Annotated in this window: 30 protein-coding genes and 1 pseudogene; 5 read left to right on the forward strand and 26 right to left on the reverse strand. The window is 54.8% G+C overall.

The genetic code is table 11. The features are described 5' to 3' along the window. Positions 1-229 precede the first annotated feature (229 nt). On the reverse strand, positions 230-1579 hold the full coding sequence (locus M493_RS14165; RefSeq protein ID WP_020961049.1) for a glucose-6-phosphate isomerase: 1350 nt from the start codon (positions 1577-1579) through the stop codon (positions 230-232). A 249-nt stretch (positions 1580-1828) separates the two neighbouring features. Next, entirely contained in the window at positions 1829-2992 is a 1164-nt protein-coding gene (locus tag M493_RS14170) for an iron-containing alcohol dehydrogenase (protein WP_020961050.1), read from the reverse strand. 146 nt (positions 2993-3138) lie between these two features. On the opposite strand from M493_RS14170, the gene M493_RS14175 reads away from it, so the two are divergent. Continuing rightward, the gene (locus M493_RS14175; protein WP_020961051.1) at positions 3139-3372 is read left to right on the forward strand and encodes a DUF378 domain-containing protein; all 234 of its coding nucleotides are present in this window, start codon (positions 3139-3141) and stop codon (positions 3370-3372) included. Between the two features lie 32 nt (positions 3373-3404). On the opposite strand, the gene yugI is transcribed toward M493_RS14175, so the two are convergent. The 4 genes from yugI to M493_RS14195 form a co-directional block, all read right to left on the reverse strand. Further along, complete coding sequence (gene yugI / locus M493_RS14180) at positions 3405-3770, reverse strand: S1 domain-containing post-transcriptional regulator GSP13 (protein ID WP_020961052.1); 366 nt, start codon at positions 3768-3770, stop codon at positions 3405-3407. Positions 3771-3872: 102 nt separating this feature from the next. Then, a complete protein-coding gene (locus M493_RS14185) occupies positions 3873-5045 on the reverse strand; it encodes an aminotransferase (RefSeq protein ID WP_020961053.1) in 1173 nt (390 codons plus the stop codon). Then, positions 5042-5542 (reverse strand): Lrp/AsnC family transcriptional regulator, encoded by a 501-nt coding sequence (locus M493_RS14190; protein WP_020961054.1) that lies wholly within the window; start codon positions 5540-5542, stop codon positions 5042-5044. Before M493_RS14190 ends, M493_RS14185 begins: the two co-directional genes overlap by 4 nt. A 55-nt stretch (positions 5543-5597) precedes the next feature. Then, the gene (locus M493_RS14195; RefSeq protein WP_020961055.1) at positions 5598-5864 is read right to left on the reverse strand and encodes a DUF1871 family protein; all 267 of its coding nucleotides are present in this window, start codon (positions 5862-5864) and stop codon (positions 5598-5600) included. Positions 5865-5952: 88 nt separating this feature from the next. Between M493_RS14195 and M493_RS14200 the strand changes: the two genes are divergently transcribed. Continuing rightward, positions 5953-7119 (forward strand): MalY/PatB family protein, encoded by a 1167-nt coding sequence (locus tag M493_RS14200; protein ID WP_020961056.1) that lies wholly within the window; start codon positions 5953-5955, stop codon positions 7117-7119. 227 nt (positions 7120-7346) lie between these two features. On the opposite strand, the gene M493_RS14205 is transcribed toward M493_RS14200, so the two are convergent. The 10 genes from M493_RS14205 to M493_RS14250 form a co-directional block, all read right to left on the reverse strand. After that, positions 7347-7871, reverse strand: a complete 525-nt coding sequence (locus tag M493_RS14205) for a superoxide dismutase family protein (RefSeq protein WP_023817724.1) — start codon at positions 7869-7871, stop codon at positions 7347-7349. A gap of 57 nt (positions 7872-7928) precedes the next feature. Beyond that, complete coding sequence (locus tag M493_RS14210; protein ID WP_020961059.1) at positions 7929-8144, reverse strand: hypothetical protein; 216 nt, start codon at positions 8142-8144, stop codon at positions 7929-7931. A 294-nt stretch (positions 8145-8438) separates the two neighbouring features. Then, positions 8439-9059 carry a 3'-5' exonuclease KapD gene (gene kapD, locus M493_RS14215; RefSeq protein ID WP_020961060.1) on the reverse strand — a complete coding sequence of 207 codons (621 nt, stop codon included), beginning with the start codon at positions 9057-9059 and terminating at the stop codon, positions 8439-8441. A 162-nt stretch (positions 9060-9221) separates the two neighbouring features. Next, on the reverse strand, positions 9222-9593 hold the full coding sequence (mnhG, locus tag M493_RS14220; RefSeq protein ID WP_020961061.1) for a monovalent cation/H(+) antiporter subunit G: 372 nt from the start codon (positions 9591-9593) through the stop codon (positions 9222-9224). Next, complete coding sequence (locus tag M493_RS14225) at positions 9571-9852, reverse strand: Na(+)/H(+) antiporter subunit F1 (protein ID WP_020961062.1); 282 nt, start codon at positions 9850-9852, stop codon at positions 9571-9573. Before M493_RS14225 ends, mnhG begins: the two co-directional genes overlap by 23 nt. Beyond that, positions 9849-10325, reverse strand: coding sequence for a Na+/H+ antiporter subunit E (locus M493_RS14230; RefSeq protein WP_020961063.1), 477 nt, complete (start codon positions 10323-10325; stop codon positions 9849-9851). The genes M493_RS14225 and M493_RS14230 overlap by 4 nt, the downstream gene beginning before the upstream one ends. A gap of 6 nt (positions 10326-10331) precedes the next feature. Continuing rightward, a complete protein-coding gene (locus tag M493_RS14235) occupies positions 10332-11804 on the reverse strand; it encodes a Na+/H+ antiporter subunit D (RefSeq protein WP_020961064.1) in 1473 nt (490 codons plus the stop codon). Further along, positions 11797-12138: a Na(+)/H(+) antiporter subunit C gene (locus M493_RS14240; protein WP_020961065.1), complete on the reverse strand. Its 342-nt coding sequence runs from the start codon at positions 12136-12138 to the stop codon at positions 11797-11799. Before M493_RS14240 ends, M493_RS14235 begins: the two co-directional genes overlap by 8 nt. Continuing rightward, complete coding sequence (locus M493_RS14245; protein WP_020961066.1) at positions 12139-12555, reverse strand: Na(+)/H(+) antiporter subunit B; 417 nt, start codon at positions 12553-12555, stop codon at positions 12139-12141. Further along, positions 12548-14944 carry a Na+/H+ antiporter subunit A gene (locus M493_RS14250; protein WP_020961067.1) on the reverse strand — a complete coding sequence of 799 codons (2397 nt, stop codon included), beginning with the start codon at positions 14942-14944 and terminating at the stop codon, positions 12548-12550. The genes M493_RS14245 and M493_RS14250 overlap by 8 nt, the downstream gene beginning before the upstream one ends. Positions 14945-15228: 284 nt before the next feature. Between M493_RS14250 and M493_RS14255 the strand changes: the two genes are divergently transcribed. Continuing rightward, the gene (locus tag M493_RS14255; RefSeq protein WP_020961068.1) at positions 15229-15582 is read left to right on the forward strand and encodes a hypothetical protein; all 354 of its coding nucleotides are present in this window, start codon (positions 15229-15231) and stop codon (positions 15580-15582) included. Positions 15583-15865: 283 nt separating this feature from the next. On the opposite strand, the gene M493_RS19000 is transcribed toward M493_RS14255, so the two are convergent. Continuing rightward, positions 15866-15994, reverse strand: coding sequence for a hypothetical protein (locus M493_RS19000; RefSeq protein WP_020961070.1), 129 nt, complete (start codon positions 15992-15994; stop codon positions 15866-15868). A 144-nt stretch (positions 15995-16138) separates the two neighbouring features. Next, entirely contained in the window at positions 16139-16297 is a 159-nt protein-coding gene (locus tag M493_RS18735; protein ID WP_020961071.1) for a hypothetical protein, read from the reverse strand. A gap of 193 nt (positions 16298-16490) precedes the next feature. Here M493_RS18735 and M493_RS14265 point away from each other — a divergent pair, with 193 nt between their 5' ends. Then, the gene (locus tag M493_RS14265) at positions 16491-17099 is read left to right on the forward strand and encodes a biotin transporter BioY (RefSeq protein ID WP_020961072.1); all 609 of its coding nucleotides are present in this window, start codon (positions 16491-16493) and stop codon (positions 17097-17099) included. Between the two features lie 97 nt (positions 17100-17196). On the opposite strand, the gene M493_RS14270 is transcribed toward M493_RS14265, so the two are convergent. From M493_RS14270 to M493_RS14280, 3 genes and pseudogenes are all read right to left on the reverse strand, one after another. Beyond that, positions 17197-18195, reverse strand: coding sequence for an inorganic phosphate transporter (locus M493_RS14270; RefSeq protein ID WP_020961073.1), 999 nt, complete (start codon positions 18193-18195; stop codon positions 17197-17199). Positions 18196-18212: 17 nt separating this feature from the next. Next, positions 18213-18833, reverse strand: a complete 621-nt coding sequence (locus tag M493_RS14275; protein WP_020961074.1) for a DUF47 domain-containing protein — start codon at positions 18831-18833, stop codon at positions 18213-18215. 244 nt (positions 18834-19077) lie between these two features. Beyond that, positions 19078-20570 (reverse strand): annotated as a pseudogene (locus tag M493_RS14280) (leucyl aminopeptidase). A gap of 177 nt (positions 20571-20747) precedes the next feature. On the opposite strand from M493_RS14280, the gene M493_RS14285 reads away from it, so the two are divergent. Beyond that, the gene (locus tag M493_RS14285; RefSeq protein ID WP_041268002.1) at positions 20748-21560 is read left to right on the forward strand and encodes a cobalamin-binding protein; all 813 of its coding nucleotides are present in this window, start codon (positions 20748-20750) and stop codon (positions 21558-21560) included. A 17-nt stretch (positions 21561-21577) separates the two neighbouring features. On the opposite strand, the gene M493_RS14290 is transcribed toward M493_RS14285, so the two are convergent. The 5 genes from M493_RS14290 to M493_RS14305 all read right to left on the reverse strand — a co-directional run bounded on the left by M493_RS14290 (position 21578) and on the right by M493_RS14305 (position 25037). Beyond that, positions 21578-22216: a 3D domain-containing protein gene (locus M493_RS14290; RefSeq protein WP_041267790.1), complete on the reverse strand. Its 639-nt coding sequence runs from the start codon at positions 22214-22216 to the stop codon at positions 21578-21580. Between the two features lie 337 nt (positions 22217-22553). Further along, on the reverse strand, positions 22554-22877 hold the full coding sequence (locus tag M493_RS14295; RefSeq protein WP_020961077.1) for a YuiB family protein: 324 nt from the start codon (positions 22875-22877) through the stop codon (positions 22554-22556). A 55-nt stretch (positions 22878-22932) separates the two neighbouring features. Continuing rightward, on the reverse strand, positions 22933-23070 hold the full coding sequence (locus tag M493_RS18570; RefSeq protein ID WP_020961078.1) for a YuiA family protein: 138 nt from the start codon (positions 23068-23070) through the stop codon (positions 22933-22935). Positions 23071-23200: 130 nt separating this feature from the next. After that, positions 23201-23698, reverse strand: a complete 498-nt coding sequence (locus M493_RS14300; protein WP_020961079.1) for an NUDIX domain-containing protein — start codon at positions 23696-23698, stop codon at positions 23201-23203. A 115-nt stretch (positions 23699-23813) separates the two neighbouring features. Further along, complete coding sequence (locus tag M493_RS14305) at positions 23814-25037, reverse strand: NAD(P)/FAD-dependent oxidoreductase (protein WP_020961081.1); 1224 nt, start codon at positions 25035-25037, stop codon at positions 23814-23816. Positions 25038-25284: the final 247 nt, after the last annotated feature.

The raw sequence follows: 25284 nt of genomic DNA on the forward strand, positions 1-25284 counted from the left end.
GCTCCTTTCTTTTTATCGTTTCCCGTTTGGCGGCAATTATTTGCCCGCGGCGGCTTCAGACGCCTGGCGAAAAACGGCAGGGGCGATATAGACGCGCCCGGGCGCCGGACGGCCGGTTCACGACGGGGTCAGGCCATAAAAAACGCCTCTTCCCCCGCAAAAGGGAAGAGGCGCTTTTTCCGCCGTTTGGGGCGCGCCGCGGCATGGCGGACAGCGGTGAACCGCGTTGTCATTTCAACCGTTTTTCCAGCTCTTCTTTCAGCTGCTCATACCCTGGTTTGCCCAAAAGGGCGAACATGTTTTTCTTGTACGCCTCGACACCCGGCTGGTCGAACGGGTTGACGCCGAGCAAATAGCCGCTCATGGCGCACGCTTTTTCAAAGAAGTAGACGAGGTAGCCGAACGTGTATTCATCGAGCTTCGGCAAGGTGACGACCAAGTTCGGCACGCCGCCGTCGGTATGGGCGAGCAGCGTCCCTTCGAACGCTTTCGTGTTGACGAAATCGACCGTTTGTCCCGCCAAATAGTTGAGTCCGTCAAGGTCGTTGTCTTCCGCTTCGATGACCAATTCATGGCGCGGCTCTTCGAGTTTCAGCACCGTTTCAAACAAATCGCGGCGGCCTTCTTGAATGTATTGGCCGAGCGAATGCAAGTCGGTCGAAAAGTCGGCCGACGCCGGGTAAATCCCTTTTTGGTCTTTCCCTTCGCTTTCGCCAAACAATTGCTTCCACCATTCGGCGAAATAGTGCAAGGCCGGTTCGTAGTTTACAAGCAGCTCGATCGTTTTCCCTTTGTTGTACAAAATGTTGCGGATGGCGGCGTATTGGTAGGCGGCGTTGTCCTCAAGCTCCGAGGAGCTGAAATCATCGCGCGCTTTCGCCGCCCCTTCCATCATCGCGTCAATGTCCGCGCCGCTCGCGGCAATCGGCAGCAGCCCGACGGCGGTCAGCACCGAATAGCGGCCGCCGATGTCGTCCGGAATGACAAACGTTTCATACCCTTCCTCCTCCGCAAGCGTCCGCAACGCGCCGCGCGCCCGGTCGGTCGTCGCGTAAATGCGGCGGCGCGCTTCGTCTTTGCCGTATTTGTCTTCGAGCAATTTGCGGAAAATGCGGAAGGCGATCGCCGGTTCGGTCGTCGTTCCTGATTTGGAAATGACGTTGATCGAGAACTCTTTTCCTTCTAGAAAATCGATCACGTCTTTCATGTACGTCGAACTGATGTTGTTGCCGACGAAGATGATTTGCGGCGCGTTTCGCTTTTCGTTCGGCAAGGCGTTATAGAACGAGTGATGCAGCATCTCAATCGCCGCGCGCGCCCCGAGGTACGAGCCGCCGATGCCGATCACAAGAAGGACATCGGAGTCTGATTGAATCTTGTTCGCCGCCTGCTTGATGCGGGCAAATTCGTCTTTGTCGTAATCGACCGGCCAATCGAGCCAGCCTAAAAAGTCGCTTCCGGTGCCCGTTTTTTCATGGAGCGAGTGGTGCGCGACTTTCACCGCATCGCGCAAGTATGTAAGTTCATGTTCGCCAAAAAAGGCGAGGGCTTTCGAATAATCGAAACGAATATGGGTCATCCAATTCCGCCTCCTCTTCCATAATCATTGCCTTCTTTCACTTTAGCGGAACGGACAAGGGAAATCAAGCGACGCCCCTAGTCGAAAGCGGATTCAATTCCGACAATTTTCGCCGCGCCATATCGCTTTCCCCGGCAGCCAATGCGCCATGGTCTTTCCCGAGGCGAAGCGATCAGCGGGAAACCGTTGTTGCGGTGCGGCCGCCATCGAAAAAACCGGCCTCACTGTTGGGCCGGCTTGTAAAGGTTCTTATAAAGAGGCGCGCAAAATGGCGCGCACGTCGTCGCGGTTCAGTGTCTTGAAACGGCCGAACTCACCGAACGCCATGGCTTTGTCGGCCATAAGGTCCAACTTGTCATCCCCGATGCCGTAATCCGCCAGCCGCGAGGGCGCCCCAAGGCTTGACCAGAAGGCGCGCAGCCGTTCAATGCCTTCAAGCGCCACATCGCGCTCCGCTTTTCCGGCCGGGTCGACTCCGAAGACGCGCACTGCGAGCTGGGCGAAGCGGCTCACGTTTTCGTCCAAAACGTGCTTCATCCAGTTCGGAAACAAAATCGCCAAACCGCCGCCGTGCGGAATGTCGTACACCGCGGAAACGGCATGCTCAATATCGTGCGTCGCCCAGTCGCCGCGCACGCCCATTTGCAGAAATCCGTTTAAGGCGATCGTGCCCGAGTACATGATCGTCTCGCGCAGCTCGTAGTTTTCCAAGTCGTTGACCAGCTTCGGCGCCGTCTCGATGATGGTGTTGAGCACCGCTTCGCACATCCGGTCTTGCAGCGGCGTGTTCGGTACATGGTGGAAATATTGCTCAAACACATGCGACATGATATCGACGATGCCATAAACGGTTTGGTCTTTCGGAACCGTCATCGTATACGTCGGGTCCAAAATCGAAAACTGCGGAAATGTCACCGGGCTTCCCCAGCCGTATTTTTCTTTTGTCTCCCAGTTCGTGATCACTGAACCGGCGTTCATTTCCGAGCCGGTCGCCGCCAGTGTCAAGATCGTTCCAAACGGCAAGGCTTCATGGACGGGCGCTTTTTTCGTAATAAACTCCCACGGATCGCCGTCAAATTTCGCCCCGGCCGCGATCGCTTTCGTACAATCGATGACACTGCCGCCGCCGACTGCCAGCAAAAACTCAATCCCTTCGCGCCGGCAAATGTCCACCCCTTTGCGGACGGTCGAAACGCGCGGGTTCGGCTCAACGCCCGGCAGCTCCGTGACCTTGGCGCCGATGCTTGCCAATATGTTGATCACTTGATCGTACAAGCCGCTCCGTTTGATGCTGCCGCCGCCGTAAACGAGCAGCACGTTTTTGCCGTACTGCGGCACTTCTTGCTTCAGCTGCTCAATCTCCCCCCGTCCGAAAATGAGTTTCGTCGGGTTGCGAAACGTAAAATGTTGCATATGTATCTTCCTCCTTTTGCCTCTATTATGGCGATGCCCGCCATTGATGTAAAGCCGGACGCTTCGGCGACAAATCATGCATATTTTCCACCGTGGTGACCCATTCTATAAGTGAATGAAGAAAATGTCCAAAGGAGGCGTACATGATGGGAGCATGGCAGCGCATTGCCTTGTTGTTGACGATTATTGGCGCGATCAACTGGGGACTGATTGGATTTTTTCAATTTGATTTGGTCGCGGCCATTTTCGGCGGCCAAGACGCCGTCTGGTCGCGCATTATTTACAGCCTCGTCGGCATCGCCGGCCTGATCAACTTAGCGCTGCTGTTCAAACCGGCCGAAGAGCTGGAGCGCACTGAACCGAAAGCAACGCGCACATAACGCGGGACACTCACCGCCTGGCGGTGGGTGTCTTATTTTTTCGGTAAATCTTCCTTCTTTGATTGCTCAATCCATTCACGCAATTTTTCTTTCAACGGGCGAAAACCGGGCTCAAGGGGCATTTTCATGCGCGCCTGGCGCTTTTCCTTCTCCCCGCCCGGTTCGAGCGCCTTTAAGGATAAGCTCGCCCGCCCCGCCTTATAGTCGACATCAAGCACTTTGACGGTCACTTCGTCACCGACATTGACATACTCACGCACATCTTTCACAAATTGATGAGAGATTTCCGAAATATGAATTAATCCTTGCATGCCGTCCTCAAGCTGGACGAACGCGCCATATGGCTGAATGCCCGTCACCTTCCCTTTCGCAATCGTTCCTCGTTTCATCGTTGACAAGCAAAACACTCCTATTGGTTAGATTCATCGTTTCTGTATTATAACATAACCGAAAGGGAAAACCCAAAAAAAGATGTTCCGCCCAAGGCGGAACATCATCGGTTACAGGCGTTCCAAAAACCGTTTCATTCGTTTAACAGCTTCTTGCAGCTGTTCAAGCGACGAAGCGTACGAACAGCGAATATAGCCTTCCCCGCTTTGGCCGAAGACGTTGCCGGGGACAACAGCCACTTTTTCTTCCAAAAGCAGCTGTTCGGCGAACTGTTCGGACGTCAAACCGGTATGGCGAATGGACGGAAACGCGTAAAACGCACCGCCCGGCACGTGGCATGGCAGCCCGATTTCATTGAGCGAGGCAACGAAATAGTTGCGCCGCCGCCGATAGCTGTTGCGCATTTGCTCGACATCGTGCTCCCCGTTGCGGAGCGCTTCAAGGGCACCGTATTGCGCCATCGTCGGCGCGCACATCATCGCGTATTGATGGATTTTCAACATCGCCTGCAAAATGTCTTCCGGCGCGGCAGCAAAGCCAAGCCGCCACCCGGTCATCGCAAATCCTTTCGAAAAACCGGAAATCAAAATCGTCCGTTCGCGCATGCCGTTAACGGCGGCCATGCTCATATACTCGCCTTCATACGTCAGCTCGGCGTAAATTTCGTCGGCAATGACAAGCAAATCATGCGCCTCGGCCAGGCGGGCGAGCGCTTCAAGCTCGGCCGGGCTGAATACCGTTCCGGTTGGGTTGTTCGGCGAACAAATCACAACCGCCTTCGTCCGTTCGGTAATCGCCTGCTCCAACTGCGCCAAATTGAGTTGAAACCCGTCAGCGCCGGACGTCCGAACGGACACCGGCGTCCCGCCGGCGAGCACGACGAGCGGCTCGTAAGCGACGAAGCTCGGTTCGACCACGATCACTTCATCGCCCGGGTCCACAATCGCCCGGAGCGCCAAATCAATGGCCTGGCTCGCCCCGACCGTCACCAAAATTTCCGTCTCCGGCCGATAGCAGACGCGAAACTTGCGGCGCAAATAGGCGGCAATTTCCTGGCGCAGCTCAGGCAGCCCGGCGTTTGCTGTATACGATGTATAGCCTTGCTCGAGCGACAAAATGCTCGCCTCCCGGATGCCCCACGATGTGACAAAGTCCGGCTCGCCGACGCCAAGCGAAATGACGCCCTCCATGCCGGAGGCGAGATCAAAAAAGCGGCGGATGCCGGACGGCTTCAAGCCTGCGACCGTTTCCGACACATACGTTTTTCTCGTTTGCGGCTTCATGGCGCCACCACGATGCGGCGATCTTGATCTCCTTGGTCAAAGATGATACCGTCATGCTTATATTTTTTTAAAATGAAATGGGTTGTCGTCGAAATGACGGAATCAAGCGTCGACAGTTTCTCGGAAACGAATTGGGCCACTTCCGTCATCGACCGTCCTTCAATGACGACCGACAAATCGTAGGCGCCGGACATTAAATACACCGATTTCACTTCCGGAAAACGGTAAATGCGCTCCGCCACCTCATTAAAGCCGACGCCGCGCTTCGGGGTCACTTTCACATCGATCATCGCTGTCACCCCTTCATGGCCGTCCGCCTTGTGCCAGTCGACGAGCGCTGTATACTGGACGATCACTTTCGCTTCTTCCAATTTTTTTACGAGCGCTTCCGTTTCGTCTACCGGTAAATCGATCATTTTCGCCAGCACATCGATCGGGGTTCGCGCATCTTTTTCCAATATTTCGATAATTTCCAGTTCTTTATCGCTCAGTTTCACGGAACATCCCTCCACTTGAACGGTTTCACCGGATCAGCCGCCCGGCTGATGGGCGTCATGACGTTAACGAACAAGACGCGCTTTGTTTCAGCTCGAGCAGCCGGCCGGCGAGTTTTAGACAGTCGCGAAAAGGAATGGGCTTGTCAAAGGCGAATTCATATATAGACTGAATACGGGCAGCGAGCTTGCGGGCATCATCCGTGTCGTATACGGCCTGAAGCACGTCGATCGCCTCCACCTCGTACGCGCCGTTTCCGCAGCCGAACGGATCCCAGGCGCCAACGGTCTCAAGAAGCAGCCGGTTCAATCGTTGTCCGTCCATGCGCCGCCATCCACCTTCTTTCCTTAGATATGTGATATAACAAATTATAAGCGATCGATTTTAAAAAAAGAAGGGAGAAGATGCAACAATGTTTTCATTTGACCGCGTGATTGAGCGCCGGGGCACGTCATCGGTGAAATGGGATGACGTTGAGCGGGTGTTCGGCCACGAAGACGTCTGGCCGATGTGGGTCGCCGATATGGATTTTCCGGCGCCGGCCGAGGTGCAAGAAGCGTTATGGCAGCGGGTCAAGCACGGGGTGTTTGGCTACACGGTTATTCCCGATTCGTTGAACGACGCGGTGTGCGAATGGCTCAAACGCCGTCACGATTGGGAAATCGACCCGGAGTGGCTCGTGTTTGCCCACGGTGTCGTGCCGGCGGTCTCCGCCGCCATTGAGGCGTTTTCCGAACCGGGGGATGGCGTCGTCGTCTTTTCCCCGGTCTATCGTCCGCTGTTTGATCTCGTTCGCCGCCACGGCCGCACGCTCCGCTCCAGTCCGCTTCAGTTGACGAAAGAGAACTACGCCATCGACTGGGACGACTTGGAGCGAAAACTGCCCGGAGCGAAGCTGCTCATCCTTTGCCACCCGCATAACCCGGGCGGCAAAGTGTGGACGAACGAAGACCTGCAGCGGCTCGGGGAGCTGTGCCTGAAGCACGGCGTCTTCGTCTTATCGGACGAAATTCACGCCGATTTGACGCTGCCGCCGCACCGGCATGTGCCGTTTGCCGCGCTTCGCCCCGAATTCGCGGCGCAAAGCGCCACCTTCCGCGCGCCGACGAAAACGTTCAACTTGGCCGGCTTGCAGGCGGCCGAAGCGGTCATTCCCGACGATTCGCGGCGCCGGGCGTTCCACCGCGTTCAGCATCGGCACGGCTTTTTTACGTTGAATGCGTTCGCCGTTGTCGGGGCCGAAGCCGCGTACCGATACGGCGGGCCGTGGCTCGACGCCTTGCTGGCTTATTTACGGGAAAACATCGGCATGACCGCCGCCTATTTAGCCGACCGCCTGCCGGCGCTTCGCCCCGTCCGGCCGCAGGCGACATATCTCGTCTGGATCGACTGCCGCGGCCTCGGCCTCCCGGAAGCGGAGTTGAAACGGCGGCTTCTGGAAAAAGGAAAACTGGCCGTTGAGTTCGGCAGCAAATTCGGGGAGGAAGGAACCGGCTTCATCCGTCTGAACGTTGCCTGCCCGCGCCCGACACTCGAAGAAGGGCTGCGGCGATTGACCGTGGCGCTGGGCGGGCAGTAACGGAAGGGGAAGCAGGTGAATGCCTGACGCCGCCCCCCTTTCGGGACACAACCGCCGCGGCCGGCGCCGACGAAAAGCCGCTTTCCGGCGCAGCTGCCAAAGAAAAAGGCACGGCAAGCCGAAAAAAACGGCGCGGGCCGCCTTGCTTGCCAACTAAGCGGCGCGCCGGGATGGCGGCCTTCCGGTGCCGGCCATGAAACAAGGGGCTCTCACGCGAGCCCCTTGTTTCATGACGACTTGATTTCCCCGCAGGCGATGCGCCCGCCGGCATCTCCCGCCGGCTGGGTCATGCCGTCGTCTTTCTTGGCGTGAATGACGATCGACGTGCCGTCTTTCGTCAACAGCGATCCTTTTTCCCCTTCTTTTAGCGTCACGTTCGGCGCCGTCAGTTCGACGTTGACCGTGCCATCGTCTTTTACAATAATGTTCGGCAAGTCGCCGGCGTGCGCCCCTTCCGGATGGAGAAGGCCGTGCTTTTTCCCGTCCGGGTTGTAATGCCCGCCCGCCGACTGAAAATCAGGCGGCTGGCAGCTGCCTTTTTCATGAATATGAATGGCGCGCTCCCCCGGCGGAAGCCCTTCCAAATCGAGCTTCAACCGCACTCCTTCGGCTTGCTCCGTCAATTCCACCGTACCGATCGGATCGCCGTCCGCATTGATCATCTCCACCGTCCGGCTCGTGCCATCCTCCTGGCCGCAGCCGGATAAAACGAGCGCCGCGGCGAAAAGAAGGGCATATTTCCTCTGCAACACAACACTCCCCCCAGCATGGCCAATGTTAGCTGCCAGTATTGCCGAAAGGAGCTTCGTTTATACATCCGACTTCCGCCCGGACTCGTCCTTTTGGCCGAGCAGCTGCTGTTCGAGCCGCTTCGCTTCCTTCTCCTGGCGCCGGGAAATCAAAACGATAAGCCGCATCGTCAGTATGGCAATAAGGAGAAAAACCGAAAAGGAAATTGCCGCGGGAATATACTCACGCTTATCTTCCGGAAAGTATAAAAATAAATAAAGCATCCATGGCCACATCGTAAACAACCTCTCCGCCGTGAATGATCCACCACCTACACTTCGCTTAGAGGTGGGGGCTTCAAGCGACTTGTGTGTGTTCGCCGAACGGTAAGCCACACACAAGAACCTTTTACGCTTCCCTTCGTTCCGAAGGTGTCCGTTCTCGCCATATTCTATCATATTCGTTGGCTAACGCCAACCGACATTCATCTCCCACTTTCCCTTCGCTTCGAAGCGGGAGACTTCTTTCGGAAAGATGTTAAAATTGTCCGTTCACATTGTAACACAAAAAAGCTGCCGCCAATGCAGCAGCTATAACGCGAATTTTTTCCGCAGCTGGGTGAAATCAATCCGCTCCCCGATCGTCGGCGGCTTCGTCTTCGTTAAATACTTTTTGTCGTTTTCAATGAGCCGGAAGATCGTGTAGGCGGTAAACGCATCATCAAGCGCGCAATGGGCTTTTCCAATCCCTTCGTTTCCATACTCTTGCACGGCCTTGCGCAATCCGGTTTGATTTTTGTTGCCGAAAAACCGTTTATACTCCATCGCCAAATCGCGGTGTTCACCGGTGAACGGAAACCCGACCCGCGCCGACTGGCAGTTTTCCCGGAGCACTTTCATATCCATGCTTCCCCACGTCACGACCGTCGTCGGGCGTTCACGGTCATATTGCCGGAGCAAGGAAACGAGCTCATAAAAACTGATTCCGCCGTCAATTTGCTCTTGGGTGATGTTGAGAAATGACTTGCACCGGTCGGTGAGCTGCGGGAAACGGAGCGGTTTCACATAAGCGGAAAATTGGTTTGCGATTTGCCCGTCCATGACCGCCACGAGGCCCACTTCGATAATTTCCGGGCAAAATCCATCCGGGTTCGTTTTCGACTCCGGCATCGTAAATTCAAAATCGAGAAACAAATATTGCGGAACGTCCATCGTCGCTTCCCCCCTTTCTGATGCATAGCCACAGTCCGTCTTACTATTATTATATCATGGGGAAGCGATTGTTTATTTCTTTTTTCAGAAAATGGCGAAAAAGAGGCGAATGTCGGAAAGACATGGAATGGCCCCGAAAGAAAAAGATCCTGCTGCCTTCTCTCATCTTTTTGCGCTCTTCGCCAATGTTTCCCTCCGTTCGGCCAAATCATCGCGAACCGTCCCTTCCCACGGGCGGACTCCCGAATAATACGCCGCACGGCTGATCAAATGGGCCGACACCGGGGAGGTTAAGAAAATAAAGACAATGGCCAGCAGCAAACGGGAATTGACATGATCGTGCCTAAACCAAAAATGCAGCAACGTTCCCGTCAAAATGAGCATAATGCCAAGGGTGGTGCTTTTGCTAATGGCATGGCTTCTCGTATAAATGTCGGGAAGGCGGAGGGCGCCGATGGCGGAGATCACCGTTAAGAGCGCGCCGGCGACGACAAGCAGCACGACCAATCCCTCAATGATTTCCGTCACGTTCAATCACGACCCCTTTTTGCAAAAATTTCGCAAATGCCGCCGTACCGAGAAACGCCAAAATTCCGATCAGCAAAATAATTTCCAAAAACACGCTCGTCTCTAGCACGATCGACAGCACCGCCACCATCCCCGCGAGACAAATCCCGATCGCATCTAGGGCAATGACCCGGTCCGCTACCGTCGGCCCTTTGACAACCCGGTAAAGGAAACAAAGAATCGCCAGCGCCAAAAGTGCGAGCGCTACATAGAACATCATCGTCATCGGCTCACCTCCAAAATCGTTTTTTCAAATGATGTTTTGATTTGCCGGATCACTTCATCCACATCCGGGGCATCAATCGTATGAATATAAATCAGTTTCTTGTCATCCGAGACATCGATCACAAACGTCCCCGGCGTCAAAGTAATCAAGCTCGACAACAGCGTAATTTCCCAGTCCTTTTTCACTTCAAGAGGAAGGGCGAAAATGCAAGGTTTCATGTCCAGCGACGGGGACAGGACGATTTTGAGCACCGCCCAGTTGGCCAGCAGCAGTTCTTTCATGAAAATCACCGTCAACTTTCCGATGACAAACAGCGGGACGACGTAAAATGTTGTCGAAAAATATCGCCGCAGTGCGAACATGATGCCAAGCCCAAGGAGATACCCAATCACAAATGATGACCCGGTAAACGAATCGGCCAGAAACATCCACACGAACGCCAGTACCACATTCAGCAGCAATTGCTGTGCCATTTGCCTCTACTCCTTCAGCACGGATTCGATATACACCGACGGATCCGCCAATGTTGCCGCCGCCTGGGCGATATACGGGCGAACAAACTCGGCGCCAATGCCGTATAACACCGCCAGCGACAGAAGCGCCACAATCGGCACATAAAGCGGAGCGATCCGCTTTTGTTCGCAGCCGCGCGCTTCTCCCCAGCAAGATTGGATGAAAATTTTCATCACCGAATACAACACAAGCAAACTTGATAGCAACACGATCAGCGGAAATGCGAGCTGCCCTTGTTCAAACGCCGCCCGGATGATGAGCGCTTTTCCGATAAACCCGCTGAACGGGGGGATGCCGGCGAGCGCAAGCGCGGAGATCAACACCGCCCAGCCGAGCAGCGGATACGAGCCGAGCAAGCCGCTGAACCGTCCGAGCTGGTTCGTCCCGGCGACATACGCGATGGCGCCGACAATGAAAAAGAGGGCGGTTTTCATCACCATATCTTGCAGCAAGTAAAAGATCGTGCCTTCCATACTTTCCTCGGTCATTAACGAAATGCCAAACGCCATCACCCCGACCGCCGCGACAATATTATAAATGGCGATTTGCCGCATATCGCGGTAGGCGACGGCGCCGATGACGCCAAACACAACGGTCGCGACCGCCAGCCATGCCAAAATCGTATGGGTGTAGCCGATATCCTGGCGGAACAGAAGCGAAAAGGTGCGCAAAATCGAATACACCCCGACTTTCGTCAGCAGGCCCCCGAACAACGCAAGCACGGCCGCCGGCGGAGCGGCATACGCCCCCGGCATCCAGACATAAAACGGAAACAGCGCTCCCTTCAGGGCAAAAACAATGAGAAAAAGCAAAGAAATGACCGTCAATACGGCTGTATTTTCCATTTGCGGAATCCGCACCGCCAAGTGCGCCATATTCAACGTGCCGGTCACAGCGTACAAGTAGCCGACGGCAATCACAAACAGCGCCGACGAAAACACATTGATCACCATATATTTCATCGTTTCCTGCAGCTGGATTTTCGTGCCGCCGTGCACGAGCAGCGCATACGACGACATGAGCATCACTTCGTAAAACACGAACAAGTTAAAAATATCGCCTGTCGTAAACGCCCCGTTCACCCCGACGATCAGAAACTGAAAAAACACGTAGTAGTACATGGACGCCTGCTTTGCGCCGATCGTAAAAAAGGAATACAGCAGGCAGGCAAGCGCAATCACACTGGTGGTCAACACCAACAGCGCCGAAAGCATGTCGGAGACGAGCGTAATCCCAAACGGCGCCGGCCAGTTGCCGACATCGAGCTTCTGCACCCCTTCATGATGAACAAGGCGGACGAGCCAAAGGGAGGCGGCGATCAGCAAACTAGCCGAAACGACGGAAACCGCCTTTTGCGCTTTCCATGATTGCACACAAAAAATCAATATAACGGCCGTCGTCAGCGGAATGGCAATTGGAAAAATTACGGCATTAGTCATGGTCTTCCTTTCCCCTCATCCGTTCAATGTTGTCCGTTCCAATCTCCTGATAAGACCGGTACGCCAAAACGAGCAAAAACGCCGTCACACCGAAACTAATGACAATGGCCGTTAAAATGAGCGCCTGCGGAACGGGGTCGACATATTGTTCCGCCTGCACGCCGAGCAGCGGCGGCGCCCCTTTTTTCAATCCGCCCATCGTCAACAAAAGCAAGTGCGCCCCATGGCTCAACAGCCCCGTGCCGATAATGATCCGAAGCAAACTTTTGCTTAAAATCAAGTACGTGGCACCGGCAAACAAACAGCCGATGACGACAATCATGACGATTTCCATCTATTCTTCCTCTCCTATCGTTTCGATAATGGTCATGGTGACCCCGACAACGACCAAATACACGCCCAAATCAAACAAAACAGCGGTATGGAGCGAGACATCGCCAAGCACCGGCAACATGACATGGCCGTGAGCGTGCGTTAAAAACGGCACATCGAAGACAACGCCGCCAAGCCCTGTCCCTAAGGCAAACAGCAGCCCGACGCCAATCAGCATTCGATAATTGACCGGAACCATCGTCTTCACCGTTTGAATATCGAACGCCAACAATAACAAAACGAGGGCGCCGGCGGTGACAAGGCCGGCGATAAATCCGCCGCCCGGATAATAATGGCCGGCGAAAAAAAGCTGGATGCCAAACAAAATAATGATAAACGTGACAACGGCCGTCACCGTCCGCAAAATCAGTTCATTCATATTTGCCGCTCTCCCCTTTCGGAGCTTTCAGCTTCACTAACGCATAAATGCCGAGCGCCGCGATCGCCAGCACGCAAATTTCAAACAGCGTATCAAATCCGCGGAAATCCACCAAAATGACGTTGACGATATTTTTTCCGGCCGCTTTTTCATAGGCATTTTCAATATGGTATTGCGCAATGGACGCGAAGTTTTTCTCGCTGTACGCCAAAAGGGCGATCACGCTCACCAACGCCCCGACTCCGAGCGAAAGAATGGCGTTCCCAAGGCGGAAACGGACGCCTTTCTCATGGCGGCTGAGCTTTGGCAAATGATAGAAGCAAAGCAAAAACAGCGAAACGGAAATCGTTTCAATGACGAGCTGGGTCAATGCCAAGTCAGGCGCCCGGAACAACACAAAGAAGAGGGAAACCGTATACCCGACCGAACCTAAAGCGATAATGGCGACAAGGCGCGATTTTGCCGCTACGGTCGTCACCGTCCCGGCTAAGGCCGCCAACACCAAAATCAATTCATGAACGCCTACTTCTGCTACATGGCGGAACGAAAGCCCCCAATCCACTTTCAGGGCGATCGTCGCAATCAAGAGCGCCATCATCGCAGAAAAAATATAAACGAAATACGTCCGGACATACCCGGTCATATACGCGCTCGTCAAACGGTAAGACTGCTCTTCCATATGACGGACGGATGCGTCATACAGCCGGTTTAAGGAAAGCTGTTCCGGAAAAGCGCCGTAAACGCGCTTCCACGAAGGAAACGTTTTATACAACAAGGCGCCAACCGCAATGACCCCGATCGTCATCCACACTTCCGTCGTCCAGCCGTGCCAATGGCTGATATGCACCGAAAGGCCTTCGCCGCGAAGCAGACCGTTGACGACCGCATCCGCCGCCGGCGCAATCACCGTCTCGGACAGCACATTCGGAAACAGCCCAAATCCGATGACCAGAACAGCCAAAACAACGGGCGCCACGAGCATCCCCGCCGGGGCTTCATGCGGCTGTTTCGGCCATGCGGACGGCTTCGGCGCACCGAAAAACGTTTTTCCGACAAACAAAACGCTGTATAAAAAGGTAAACACGCTTCCAACCCAAGCCAACACCGGGAATAAAGCGCCCCAGACCTCGAGCGAAAGCCAGTCGGCGTTGGCCACTTGCACCATCGCGGCAAAAAACATTTCTTTGCTTAAAAACCCGTTAAACGGGGGAATGCCCGCCATCGATAACGAACCGATGACCGCGACGGTAAACGTGACCGGCATGATGCCAAGCAGCCCGCCAAGGCGCCGGATGTCTCTCGTCCCGGTCTCATGGTCGACAATGCCGGCCGCCATAAACAAACTTCCCTTAAATGTAGCGTGATTGATTAAATGAAATACGGCCGCGATGACCGCCGCCGTATACAAACGGCGGTCGGACAAATCCCCATGAAAAGCCAGCGCCCCCGCGCCGAGCAGCGACATGATGAGCCCGAGCTGGCTTACGGTCGAATACGCGAGCAGCCCTTTCAAATCGGTCTGGCGGGCGGCGTGAAACGACGCCCAACAGAGCGTTGCCATCCCGACCCCCATCACGAGCCAAACCCATAGCGGAGAGACGGCAAAAATCGGGGTGAAGCGGGCCACTATGTAAATGCCGGCTTTCACCATGGTCGCCGAATGCAAGTACGCGCTAACCGGCGTCGGCGCTTCCATCGCATCCGGAAGCCAAATGTAAAACGGAAACTGGGCTGACTTCGTAAACGCCCCAAGCAAAATCAGGAGCATCGCCGGCAAAAACAACGGGTGCTCCGGCCATGCGCCGGCCATATCGATCCAGCCGCGAATGCTGTATGTCCCCCCGCTCATGATCGAAAGCAATAAAAAGCCGCCAAGCAGCGACAACCCGCCAAAGACGGTAATGAGCATCGATTTTTGCGCCCCGTACCGGGAGCGGTCGCGCTCATTCCAATAGCCGATCAGCAGAAACGATGAAAACGATGTCAACTCCCAAAACAAATAAAGCACGATGGCATTATCGGAAAGAACGACGCCGAGCATCGCTCCCATAAACAAAAGCAAGTACACATAAAAATGGCCGAGCTTTTCCTTTTCCTTTGGCAAATAGTAAATGGAGTACAACACGACAAGAGACCCGATCCCGGTGATTAAAAGCGAAAAGAGCAAGCCTAACCCGTCCATATACACTTGAAAATCCATTCCGAGCGACGGAATCCATGGGATCGTTTGCCCGTAGGGTTTAAGGGGGAGATGTTGAATGAAATATGAGAATAATAAGACCGGAATCGGCAGTACAAACCACCCGGTATGGATCGAACGGACATATTTAGACAAAAACGGAACAAATAAAGCCGCGATCAATGGTGAGACAATCGCCCAATTTAACATCAACCATCCTCCTTCCCTGACCAACCAACTGCCATGTCGCCTCTTTTTTTCCTACATCGCCCCGCTTATCCTACTTCGTATTGTATCATAAACTTCCGCCTCTGTCGGCACAACTGTTTGACCGGGATCGAGGCGGACTTCCGCTGCATACGTATATACGGGCAACATTCCGGAACAGTTTCGCTTTCGACTGACAAGGGCAAAAGGCATCGGTCCTGTTGCACCGCCTTCAGACGAAGCGAGTATAGTAAGTAGTAATCCGCAGAAAAGGAGGGGACGAACAAATGGTTTATTTCCCGCAGCCTTCGTCATGGGCAAGACCGTATCCGCCGGTCGATCCCGCCATCTTCTCCCAATCCGCCGCCACCGCCCAGACGCTCATGAACGATGCCGGGGTCATTTTAAAACGGCTCGCCGAATCGCGCTCGTTTGCCGCCACAGTCATGTCGGCCGCCCAAGAAGGAAAAACGGAAGAAGTGAAGCGCCTCATCCGCTCGCTCGGCATCCGCTCGAAAACCGATGTGTACTTCAACCCTGACGGCATCCGCCTGACGCTGTCGCCGCCCCCCGGCGCGTTCCCGTGCTGCCAGCTCGTCGTCGGCTTGCGCTGGAACGTGTTTCCGCCTGTTAGCGGGTAGCCCTTTCCCTTCGTCCCTTGTCTTTACCACTTCATCCCCTGCCGGGCATTGAATCAACTGTCGGGCGGCATGCCAACGCCGCTTCCAGACTGTCATGGCGCTGGAAGCGGCATGATCGTTTTCGCCTTGCCGCGAAAGCAGCTCCTTTCACATCAAAACGGTTCTTGCCGCCGAATTTTGCGAACGAAAAAAGACGGCGATCGCCCCATCGCCGTCCAATATCCGGGCGAACTCACCAGCCGCCGTCGCCCGCCGGCCTCTTTCGTTTACATTGCGCATCCGCTCACGTGCGTCGATAAATGACATCCCCGACTATGATCGTGATCAACGAAATCAACATCGTCAGCTTGACCGCCTTGTAGTCTAAAAAGCGCAGCACTTCGAAAAAGCCGGTGAAAAACGAGCGCGGCATCCGAGCCGGCCGCATATTATCGGCATGACAAAATCCCCGACTGGCCACGCAATGAATGGCTGATATCCGTTTTCATCCATCACCGGCCTTCTCGCGGCGCGAAGCTATCCAAGACGTTTTTTCCCGTCCATCCGCGCCCTTCTTTCACGCATGGCCGTTTTCATCCACCGGCTGCCGCTTCCCGATTTCCGCCGGGGTGCGCAAATCGTAGCCGTCGTCGTTTTTGCTTGTGTGGATGATGTCTTCGTTCGCCCCCATTTTGCTCGCCCGCTTCAGCTCCTCATCCGGAAAAAACCGTTCCATCGCCATCCTCCTTTCGCGCTTCCGCCTCTTGCATTGGCCCGTCTCCTCTCTTCGCGCCATGAAGAGAGGGAGGCGGCGGTTTTTCCTTTATCATTCCCCAAAGCCGCTTGATCATCCGCCGAAAAAAGAGGATTGACAGCCCGGCGGTTGTTCGGTACGATTTTGTTAACAAATAAAAAGAGGTGGTTTACATATGAAACGACAACGCACCGCCCTCCGCCCGCTCGACATGACGCTTGCCGCCATGTTCGTCGCCTTGATGGCGATCGGCGCCAACATTACGTCATGGGTGCCGTTTTTGGTCGTCGGCGGCGTGCCGATTACGCTGCAGACGTTTTTCTGCGTCCTGGCCGGGGCCGTATTAGGGCGGCGGCTTGGCGCGGTCGCCATGATCGTCTACATGCTCGTCGGGCTTGCCGGCGTGCCGGTGTTTGCGAAACTGAGCGGCGGATTGTCGATCATTTTCCAGCCGACGTTTGGCTTCATTCTTTCGTTTATCGTTGCCGCGTATGCGACCGGCTGGCTGATCAACCGCGGCCCGCAGCCGGCGTCAACCGCCCGTTTCGTCACCGCCGCGCTTGTCGGCATGATCCTCAACTATGTCATCGGCACGAACTGGATGTACATGGCGTACAAACTGTGGGCGGAGGCGCCGCAAGGCTTGTCGTACGGAATGGTATGGGGCTGGATGCTCGCGCCGCTGCCAAAAGACATCGTTCTGTCGATCGTCGCCGGCGTGATCGCGCCAAAGCTTTGCCGGGCGATTCAACGCTCCTCGGCCGCCGGCCGGCCGGCGGCCTGACCGAAAGGGGCCGGCCCAAAAAGGGAGCGCCTCTGAAACTTGCGGCATACAGCCATAAGAAAGGGTGTCCCGAACCGTTTGGGACACCCTTTTGGCATTACAAAAACAAATTGAACAGCTGGTACAGAAAACCGGCCATTAACGCCGAAATCGGCAAGGTGATGATCCAAGTGAGCACAATGCGGCGGGCGACACCCCATTTGACGCCTTTCACGCGCTGGGCGGCGCCGACCCCCATGATCGCCGACGAAATGACGTGCGTCGTGCTGACCGGCAAATGGAACGTCGTCGCCGTGAAAATGACGAGCGCGGACGATAAGTCGGCCGCCGCGCCGTTGATCGGGCGGATTTTCATAATCTTCCCGCCGACCGTTTTGATGATTTTCCAACCGCCGACCGCCGTTCCAAGCCCCATGGCCAAGGCGGCGGAAATGCGCACCCACTCCGGAATATCGGTCGTCGCATGATACCCGCCGGCAATGAGCGCCATCGTAATAATCCCCATCGCCTTTTGGGCGTCGTTCGTTCCATGTGTATACGACTGCAATGCCGCAGTTACGATTTGAAACAGGCGGAATCCCCGCGTTGTGCTGTACAAGTTGGCGTTTTTAAAGATCAAACGAAAAAGACTCATAATGACAAAGCCGACCCCTAACGCCAAAAACGGAGAAAGAATGAGGGATTCCAAAATTTTTAAAAAGCCGCCATAGTTCAAAATCCCGACCCCGGCTGCGGAAATCGCCGCTCCGGCGATCGAACCGATCAACGCGTGCGAAGAGCTGCTCGGGATGCCGTAATACCACGTAATCAAGTTCCAGGCGATCGCCGACGTGAGCGCCGCCAAAATGATGACCGGCCCGTTTTCGAGCGCGAACGGGTCGACGATGTCTTTCGTAATCGTTTTGGCGACACCGGTGAAGGTGAGCGCGCCGATAAAGTTCATCGTCGCCGCGAGAATAATGGCTTTGCGCGGCGTCAGCGCCCTCGTCGACACCGACGTCGCGATGGCGTTCGCTGTATCGTGGAACCCGTTAATAAAGTCAAACGCCAGCGCGAAAATCACAATGCATATCGTCAAAACTAAAATCATATCCATAAAAACAACGTCCCCTCTTATGCGTTGCGCATGATGATCGTCTCTAACGTATTGGCGACATCTTCACAGCTGTCGGCGATTTCCTCGAGCATTTCGTAAAGCTCTTTGTATTGGATGAGCTTAATCGGGTCTTTTTGCGTCACAAACAAGTTTTTGATCGAGGCGCGCAAAATTTCGTCGCATTTCGTTTCGTAGTCCTTGATTTTAATGGCGTGCTGGCGCATGTCGAGCAGCTTTTTGTGCGACAGCAGTTCGAGCGCATGAACGATTTCGATCGTGCTTTGGTAAATATAGTCGAAAAACTTCACCATATGTTCGTCAATGTCGGTGAACGAGAACATTTCAAACCGGGCCGAACATTGTTCAAATCCGTCGAGCACATCGTCCATTTTCATCGCCAGCTGATGGATGTCTTCCCGTTCAATCGGCGTAATGAACGTTTTGTTCAATTGGACGACCAGCTCATGGATGAACGAATCGCCTTTCCGTTCATACTCTTTCATGACGCGGGCGAATTCTTTCAAGTCGCTCACACTTTGGATTTTATACTCGACAAAATATTGGGCCGCTTCCTTCACATTTTCCGAAATGGTAAACAACATATCGAAGAAAACGTCCTTTTTCGGTGAAAAAATCATACCGGACACCCTCCATCATTGGAATCAAAAATCACCGCTATTTATTGTAGCAATTTACCCTTTATTTACAATAAAAAAAGATAAACTTTACACGAAATTTACATTGTCTTTACATTTTGTTCGCGTTTCCTACTATGTAGCGTGCCAAAAAAAGCCGAAGCTATGCATGTTTGCTTCGGCTCCCCCGTTCGACAGCGCGCGGCCGCCTGCTCTATCCGGAGCGCGGCGGCCGCTTGCGTCTTGCTTATTCAAACCGTTCGACAAACGCGGTGAGCGTCCGCACCATGACGCCCGTCGCCCCGGCCGGGCCGAGGTCGCCGTCTTTCTTTGCGGTCGCCGTGCCGGCAATGTCCAAGTGCACCCACGGGGTGTCTTCGGCGAACTCGCCGATAAACGCCCCGCCCATAATGGCGTGCCCTTCGCGCCCCGGGGAGTTGTTCAAATCGGCGATTTTGCTGCTTCGCACCCGCTCGCGGTCGTGTTCGGTGATCGGCAGCCGCCAAATGAATTCCCCGGTTTCGGCGGACGCTTCAAGCAGCTGCTCAAACAGCGCCTCGTTGTTCGTCATCGCCCCTGTTTTGTCCGTGCCAAGGGCGACGATCACCCCGCCTGTCAGCGTGGCGACATCGATGATGCAATTCGCGCCGCATTGTTTCGCGTACGTCACCGCATCGGCCAAAATGAGCCGCCCTTCGGCGTCCGTGTTGCGGACTTCGATCGTTTTTCCGGACAGCGACGTGATGACGTCGTCCGGTTTGAACGCCTCACCGCTGATCATATTGTCGGTCGCCGGGATGACGGCGAGCACGTTTTGTTCCGGCCGCAGCTCGCCGATCGCTTCCATCGCTCCGAGCACGGCCGCCGCGCCGCCATGTCCGTTTTCATGTCAAGCATGCTGTCGCGCGGCTTCAGGCAGTAGCCGCCCGTATCAAACGTCACCCCTTTGCCGACCAAAGCGATGACGCCTTCCCATTTTTCTTTCCCTTGATATTTCAACACGATCAATTTCGGCGGCTGCTTCGACCCTTGGTTGACGGCGAGCAGCGCCCCCATGCCGAGCCGCTCCATGTCTTCTTTCTCTAAAATTTCATAGTCGAAATCAAACCGGTTGGCGAGCGTTGCCGCATAATCCGCCAAATCGGACGCCGTCAGCAAATTCCCCGGCGTGTTGACGAGCGTGCGCGCCGAATTCGTCGCCTTTCCGTACACCGAACCGACGAACAAATTCGCCTCGATGTCCGCCGCGTCCGCCGCCGTATAAACGGTGAGCGATTTCATCTCATAGTCGCGCTCCCGCTTGTTTTGCTTGTATCCCGAAAACTCATACGTCGCCAAATAATACGCTTCGGCAAGCGCGTGCGCGGCTTCGTTTTCATCGACGTCCCCGGCGGTGAACGCATCAAGCACGATGGACGCCTCTGTCCGCTTCGCCTGCTTGAGCGCGCCGAACAGCTTGCCGAACGCCTCGCGCAAGCGCGCAAACGTCAGCTCCTCTTTTTTGCCGAGGCCGACAAAATAGAGCCGTTTCGCCCCGGACGGCAAAAACGGATGAACCACGGCGATGCGCCCCCGTTTTGCGGAAATGTCGCCTTCTTTCCACAGCCCGGACAGCTGTCCGCCAAGGCGGGTGTCATACTCGCCGGCGAGGCCGGCAAACGGCTTCCCCCCTTCAAACAAGCCGATGACCAGCGCTTCCTCGGTCGTTTCGACAGACGGCAATGGCTTTACCGTAAACATTGTCTCATCCTTTCTATGATTATGCCTTTCCGCTTTTCATTATAGCGAAACAAGCAAATTATTTCGATCATCTAATGGATGGGTTCGCCATATTTCAAAACAAAGGGATGAAAGAAGGAAAAAGGCAAGACGGGGCGAATGGATAACGATATCCCGATGCAGAAAGGAGCGATGCCGTTGAAACTCGTTTCCTTATGTCCAAGCAACACCGAGCTGCTCGCCTATCTCGGCCGCCTTGACGATGTCGTCGCCGTCGATGACTCGTCCGACTGGCCGCCCGAGGTGAAGCGGCTGCCGAACGTCGGGCCGGATTTGCGCATCGATATGGACCGCGTCGAGGCGCTCAAGCCCGATCTTGTCGTCGCCTCTTTAAGCGTGCCCGGCATGGAGCGCAACGTCGAGGAGCTCAAACGGCGCGGGCTCCCGCATCTCGTCCTGGCGCCGAATTCGCTCGAGGATATTGCCAATGATCTCCTTCAACTTGGCGAGGCGCTCGGCGAAACGAAAAAAGCGGCCGAACTCGTCCGCCGCTACCGCGCATTTCTCGGCGAATACCGCGAACGGGCCGCAACGGTGGCGGAGCCGGCCCGCCTCTATTGGGAATGGTGGCCGCGGCCCGTGTTCACGCCGGGCGGGGCGAACTGGCTGAGCGAACTAAGCGAACTCGCCGGCGGGCGCAACGTGTTCGCCGACCGTCCGGAAGCGAGCGTCCAGACGGAATGGGAAGACGTCGTCAGCCGCAACCCGTCGCACGTGCTGCTCGTTTGGGTCGGCGTGCAGACGAACAACATGAACGCCAACGCCGTCATCGCGCGCCCGCACGCCGACAAGACCGAGGCGGTCCGCACCGGGCGCATCCACGTGTTGGAAGAAGCGCTCTACTGCCGGCCGTCGCCGCGCCTTTTAGTCGGATTAAAAAAATTGGCGCCGCTTTTGCATCCGGCGCTGTTTCCTCCCGCTGACGGCAGCGACCCGCTTCTTGGCCGCTGACGGGCGGGAGCCCTTTTTCAGCTTTTCGATTCCAAATATTGCTGCCGGAACACTTGCATCGTTTCATCTTCGTTCAGCCGCGTCAACTCCTCTTCCGACAGCGTGCCATCTCCTTTTTGGATAACATACACTTGCACTTTCTTTTTTCCCCAATATTTATAGACATCTTCGACCGTTTCATAGTATAAATCAATGCGATGGCCTTTGATCGCCCCGCCTTTGTCAGCGACGACGCCAAATCCGTACCCGGGGATGAACAAAATCGTGCCGATCGGAAAAATGGTTAAATCGGCGGCAATCGTCGAGTAAAGATCGCGCTTTACGCGCACGCCGGAGTACGTAATGCCATACTCCGGATGATCGGGCGTTTTCCCGGTCGATTCGACGCCAGCCGTATAGCCGGTCGCCACCACTTCGACGGACGGGTATTTCGACCAGTCAAACTGATCCTCAAGCCGCGGAGCGGAGCGGCTGCTGTTTTTGGCTCGGCCGTTTGTCCCGTCATTCGGCTCATGCTCGAGCCATAACGCGCTTGAAAAGGGACGGAGGACCGTTTTCGCCTCGACCCCGGAAACGGATTGAAAGGTCGCGATGAACGCGAGAAGAAACAATATCGTCATCGCGGTCCGGCGCATGAACTGCCTGAACCTGTTCAATGATCTCAACTCCTCTCACACCTCTATTTATCTCCATCCAAAATCGAAATATTCATTGCCAAAGAGACAAAAAAACGAAAAAACCTGTTTGCCCAAACACGTCCATGAGCCAGCTTCCCGTCTGTCCTAAAACTAGAAACTCAAGGCGCGCGCCTGTTCACCGAAAAGATCCATAGGCCGGTCCTCGTCTCCACCGGGCGCGAAGGGGGCAAGCCAAGGCGCATAGGCACGGAAAACAAAAAAAAACGCCCCCGCTTGCGCGGAGGCGCTTTACCACCTTTGATGCCCTTTCGCGAAACATACAACCGATTGAGCAACGCGATCGATCCGGGACGCCTTAGAACATTTGATATCCTTTTGCCCGCAACGTCCGAATCGTCCAGCCGGCGCAAAGGGCGCCCGCAAAGCCGCTCGCCAAAATCAACAAGTCGGCGGCCGCCAATGAAGCGATTTTCCGGCCAAGCGCCGAAAACGAGGCCGACGGTTCGGTCAAATATTGCGTCCATGGCACGTCATCAATAATGAACACCGCAATGACCGGAAAACAAACCGCCATAATCCATGTCATGCGCAGCAACATATTTAACAAAAACCCGATGCCGAAAAATAAGACGAAAAATAAAAGCATCGAAATGAGTACGACCGGCAAACTCATTTGCATCCGCCCTCAACCTCCCTTACACCCTTTTTCAGTGTACTGGATGGGCGGATGACAGTCAATGCTCGCCGTCTTCTTCCTGCTCGCTTCCCGTCCCTTGGCAGCCGTAGCACGTTTCCGAGCCGCCGAGCAAAAGCTGGACGTATCCGTTCCCGCCGCAGTACGAGCAAGCGGTCGTCGTCGCCGTTTGTGCCATCTGTATTCCCCTCCACTTCTTTTTTGTTAATATATCAAAATTTTCTGTAAAAAACAAACGGCGGTTGTTCCGTATTTTCGCCCGTGTAAGCGAATACATCGAGCGCTTCCGTTCATTTTCTCAATCATTCTTACAATTTTGACGATTTGAAATAAAGGCGGTACTTCGTATATCCGAACGGGTCGCCCGGGTTGAAGCCATCGTACGGGGGGAGGGAAGCCAACGGTTCAAGCGCCAACAAATGACGAAGCAGCCCCGATGTGGCCGGATCGTCGCGGAGCGCCGCTTTGCTTAAAAACGCGGCCGCATGCAGCTCATCTTCCTGCACGGTAATCGCTTGCGACCGCGGCCGAAGGAGAAAAATGGCCATATTGTCGCTGATGTTTCCGTCGATGACCCCGGTGCGCAAGCCGAGAAACGCGACCGGTTCCGCCTCGATCCCCGTTTCTTCCTTCACTTCGCGAACAGCGGCTTCGTCGAGCATCTCCCCCGGCTTGACGAACCCGGCCGGCAGCGACCATTTGCCTTTCAGCCCGCTGTAGTTTTTCTTGACGACGAGCCATTCGCCTGCTTCATTGATGACAAGCCCGGCCGCCGCAATCCATACGTTTCCGCGTTTGTGGTTCATCGTCCTCATCCTTTTCCCGTTGTTATCCTTGTTTGTATTTCGACAAAAAAGCGGCCGTTCCCTGTCAGCCGCCATACAAAAAAGCTTCCGCCGGCGCGGAAGCTTTCGGTCTTCATCAGAAAAACTTGAATTTCCCTTTTTTCATGACGAGCGACGAGCCGCCGATCAAATACAAGGCGCGGTTGTCGATCACTTTTTTCATGAAGCTCGCTTTCGTTCCCCACAATTTTTTGCCGAATACAACGCCGATGGCATCGTCATGGCCGAGCGAGCAAACGGTCCCTTTAATATCGGCTTGAAACGGCTCAAGCTCCCCTTGCCCGCGGATGAGCACCGCCAAGTTTTTCGCGCACAGTTGGCCTTCTTGCATCGCGATTTGCGCCGTCGGCGGATACGGACGGTTCGTTTCCTCATTTATGACAAGCGAACAGTCGCCGACGACGAAAATGTCTTCATACCCCGGCACGCGCAAGAACGGGTCGACTTTAATGCGCGAGCGCATCGTTTCAAAGCCGGATTCTTCAAGGACGCTGCTGCCGCGCACGCCCGCCGCCCACACGACTGTGCCGGCTTTGATTTCCTCGACATCGTCGCCTTTCGCCACAATGATGCCGTCCGGCGTGCATTCTTTAATGGCGGTGCCGATTTTAAATTCGACCCCTTTGCGCTCAAGCTGGCTCACCGCGTATTCGACAAGCTCCGGATCGAAGCCCGGCAGCGCGGTCGGCGCCGCTTCGACACAAATGATGCGCACTTTGTGCGGATCGATGTCATACTCGCGGCACAGCTCCGGAATGCGGTTGGCGAGCTCGCCCAAAAACTCGATGCCGGTGAACCCGGCCCCGCCGACCACGATCGTCAGCCGCTCGTCTTTCTTTTCCTCTTCCGTGTTGTACGTCGCAAACTGATATTCAATATGCTCACGGATTTGCCGCGCCGCGTTGACGTTGGCGATCGAAAACGCGTATTCTTTCAATCCTTTAATGCCAAACGTCTCCGATTCAAACCCGAGGGCAATGACAAGGTAATCGTACGCCAATTCGCCATTTTCGAGCAGCACTTTCTTTTCATTCGGAACGATTTTGGTGACAGTGTCCTGGATAAATTTTACTTTATTCCGGTCGATGACATCGCGGATCGGATAGCGGACACGGTCATGGTGCAACGTGCCGGCCGACGCTTCATGAAGCCAAGTTGTCTCATAATGATAGTCATGCTTATTCACTAACGTAATGTTCGCCTCGTTCACCCCGACGAGTTTTTGCAGGCGGACGGTCGTCATGAGCCCGCCATAACCAGCCCCTAAAATGACGATGTTTGGTTTTCTCACCTGAATCACTTCCACCCTTTTTAATTTTTTCCCACACGTTTCTTATAGCTTTTGCTGCTGCCCCCGTTTTTATTGAGCGAAGTTTGTGAAACTATTCACGTTAACCTCCAAAAAAATGTTGACAGACTGTCACAAAAAATTAACAATCTCTCCACAACCATATTAGTTCTTTTTTGGCCTCTTTTCAAGCCCTTTTTTCCGCCGGCTCGGCAAAAATTCGCCGTTATAACGGCGCACATTTATGGTAAGATAAACT

It is taken from the genome of Geobacillus genomosp. 3 (genome assembly GCF_000445995.2).
GTDB lineage: Bacteria > Bacillota > Bacilli > Bacillales > Anoxybacillaceae > Geobacillus.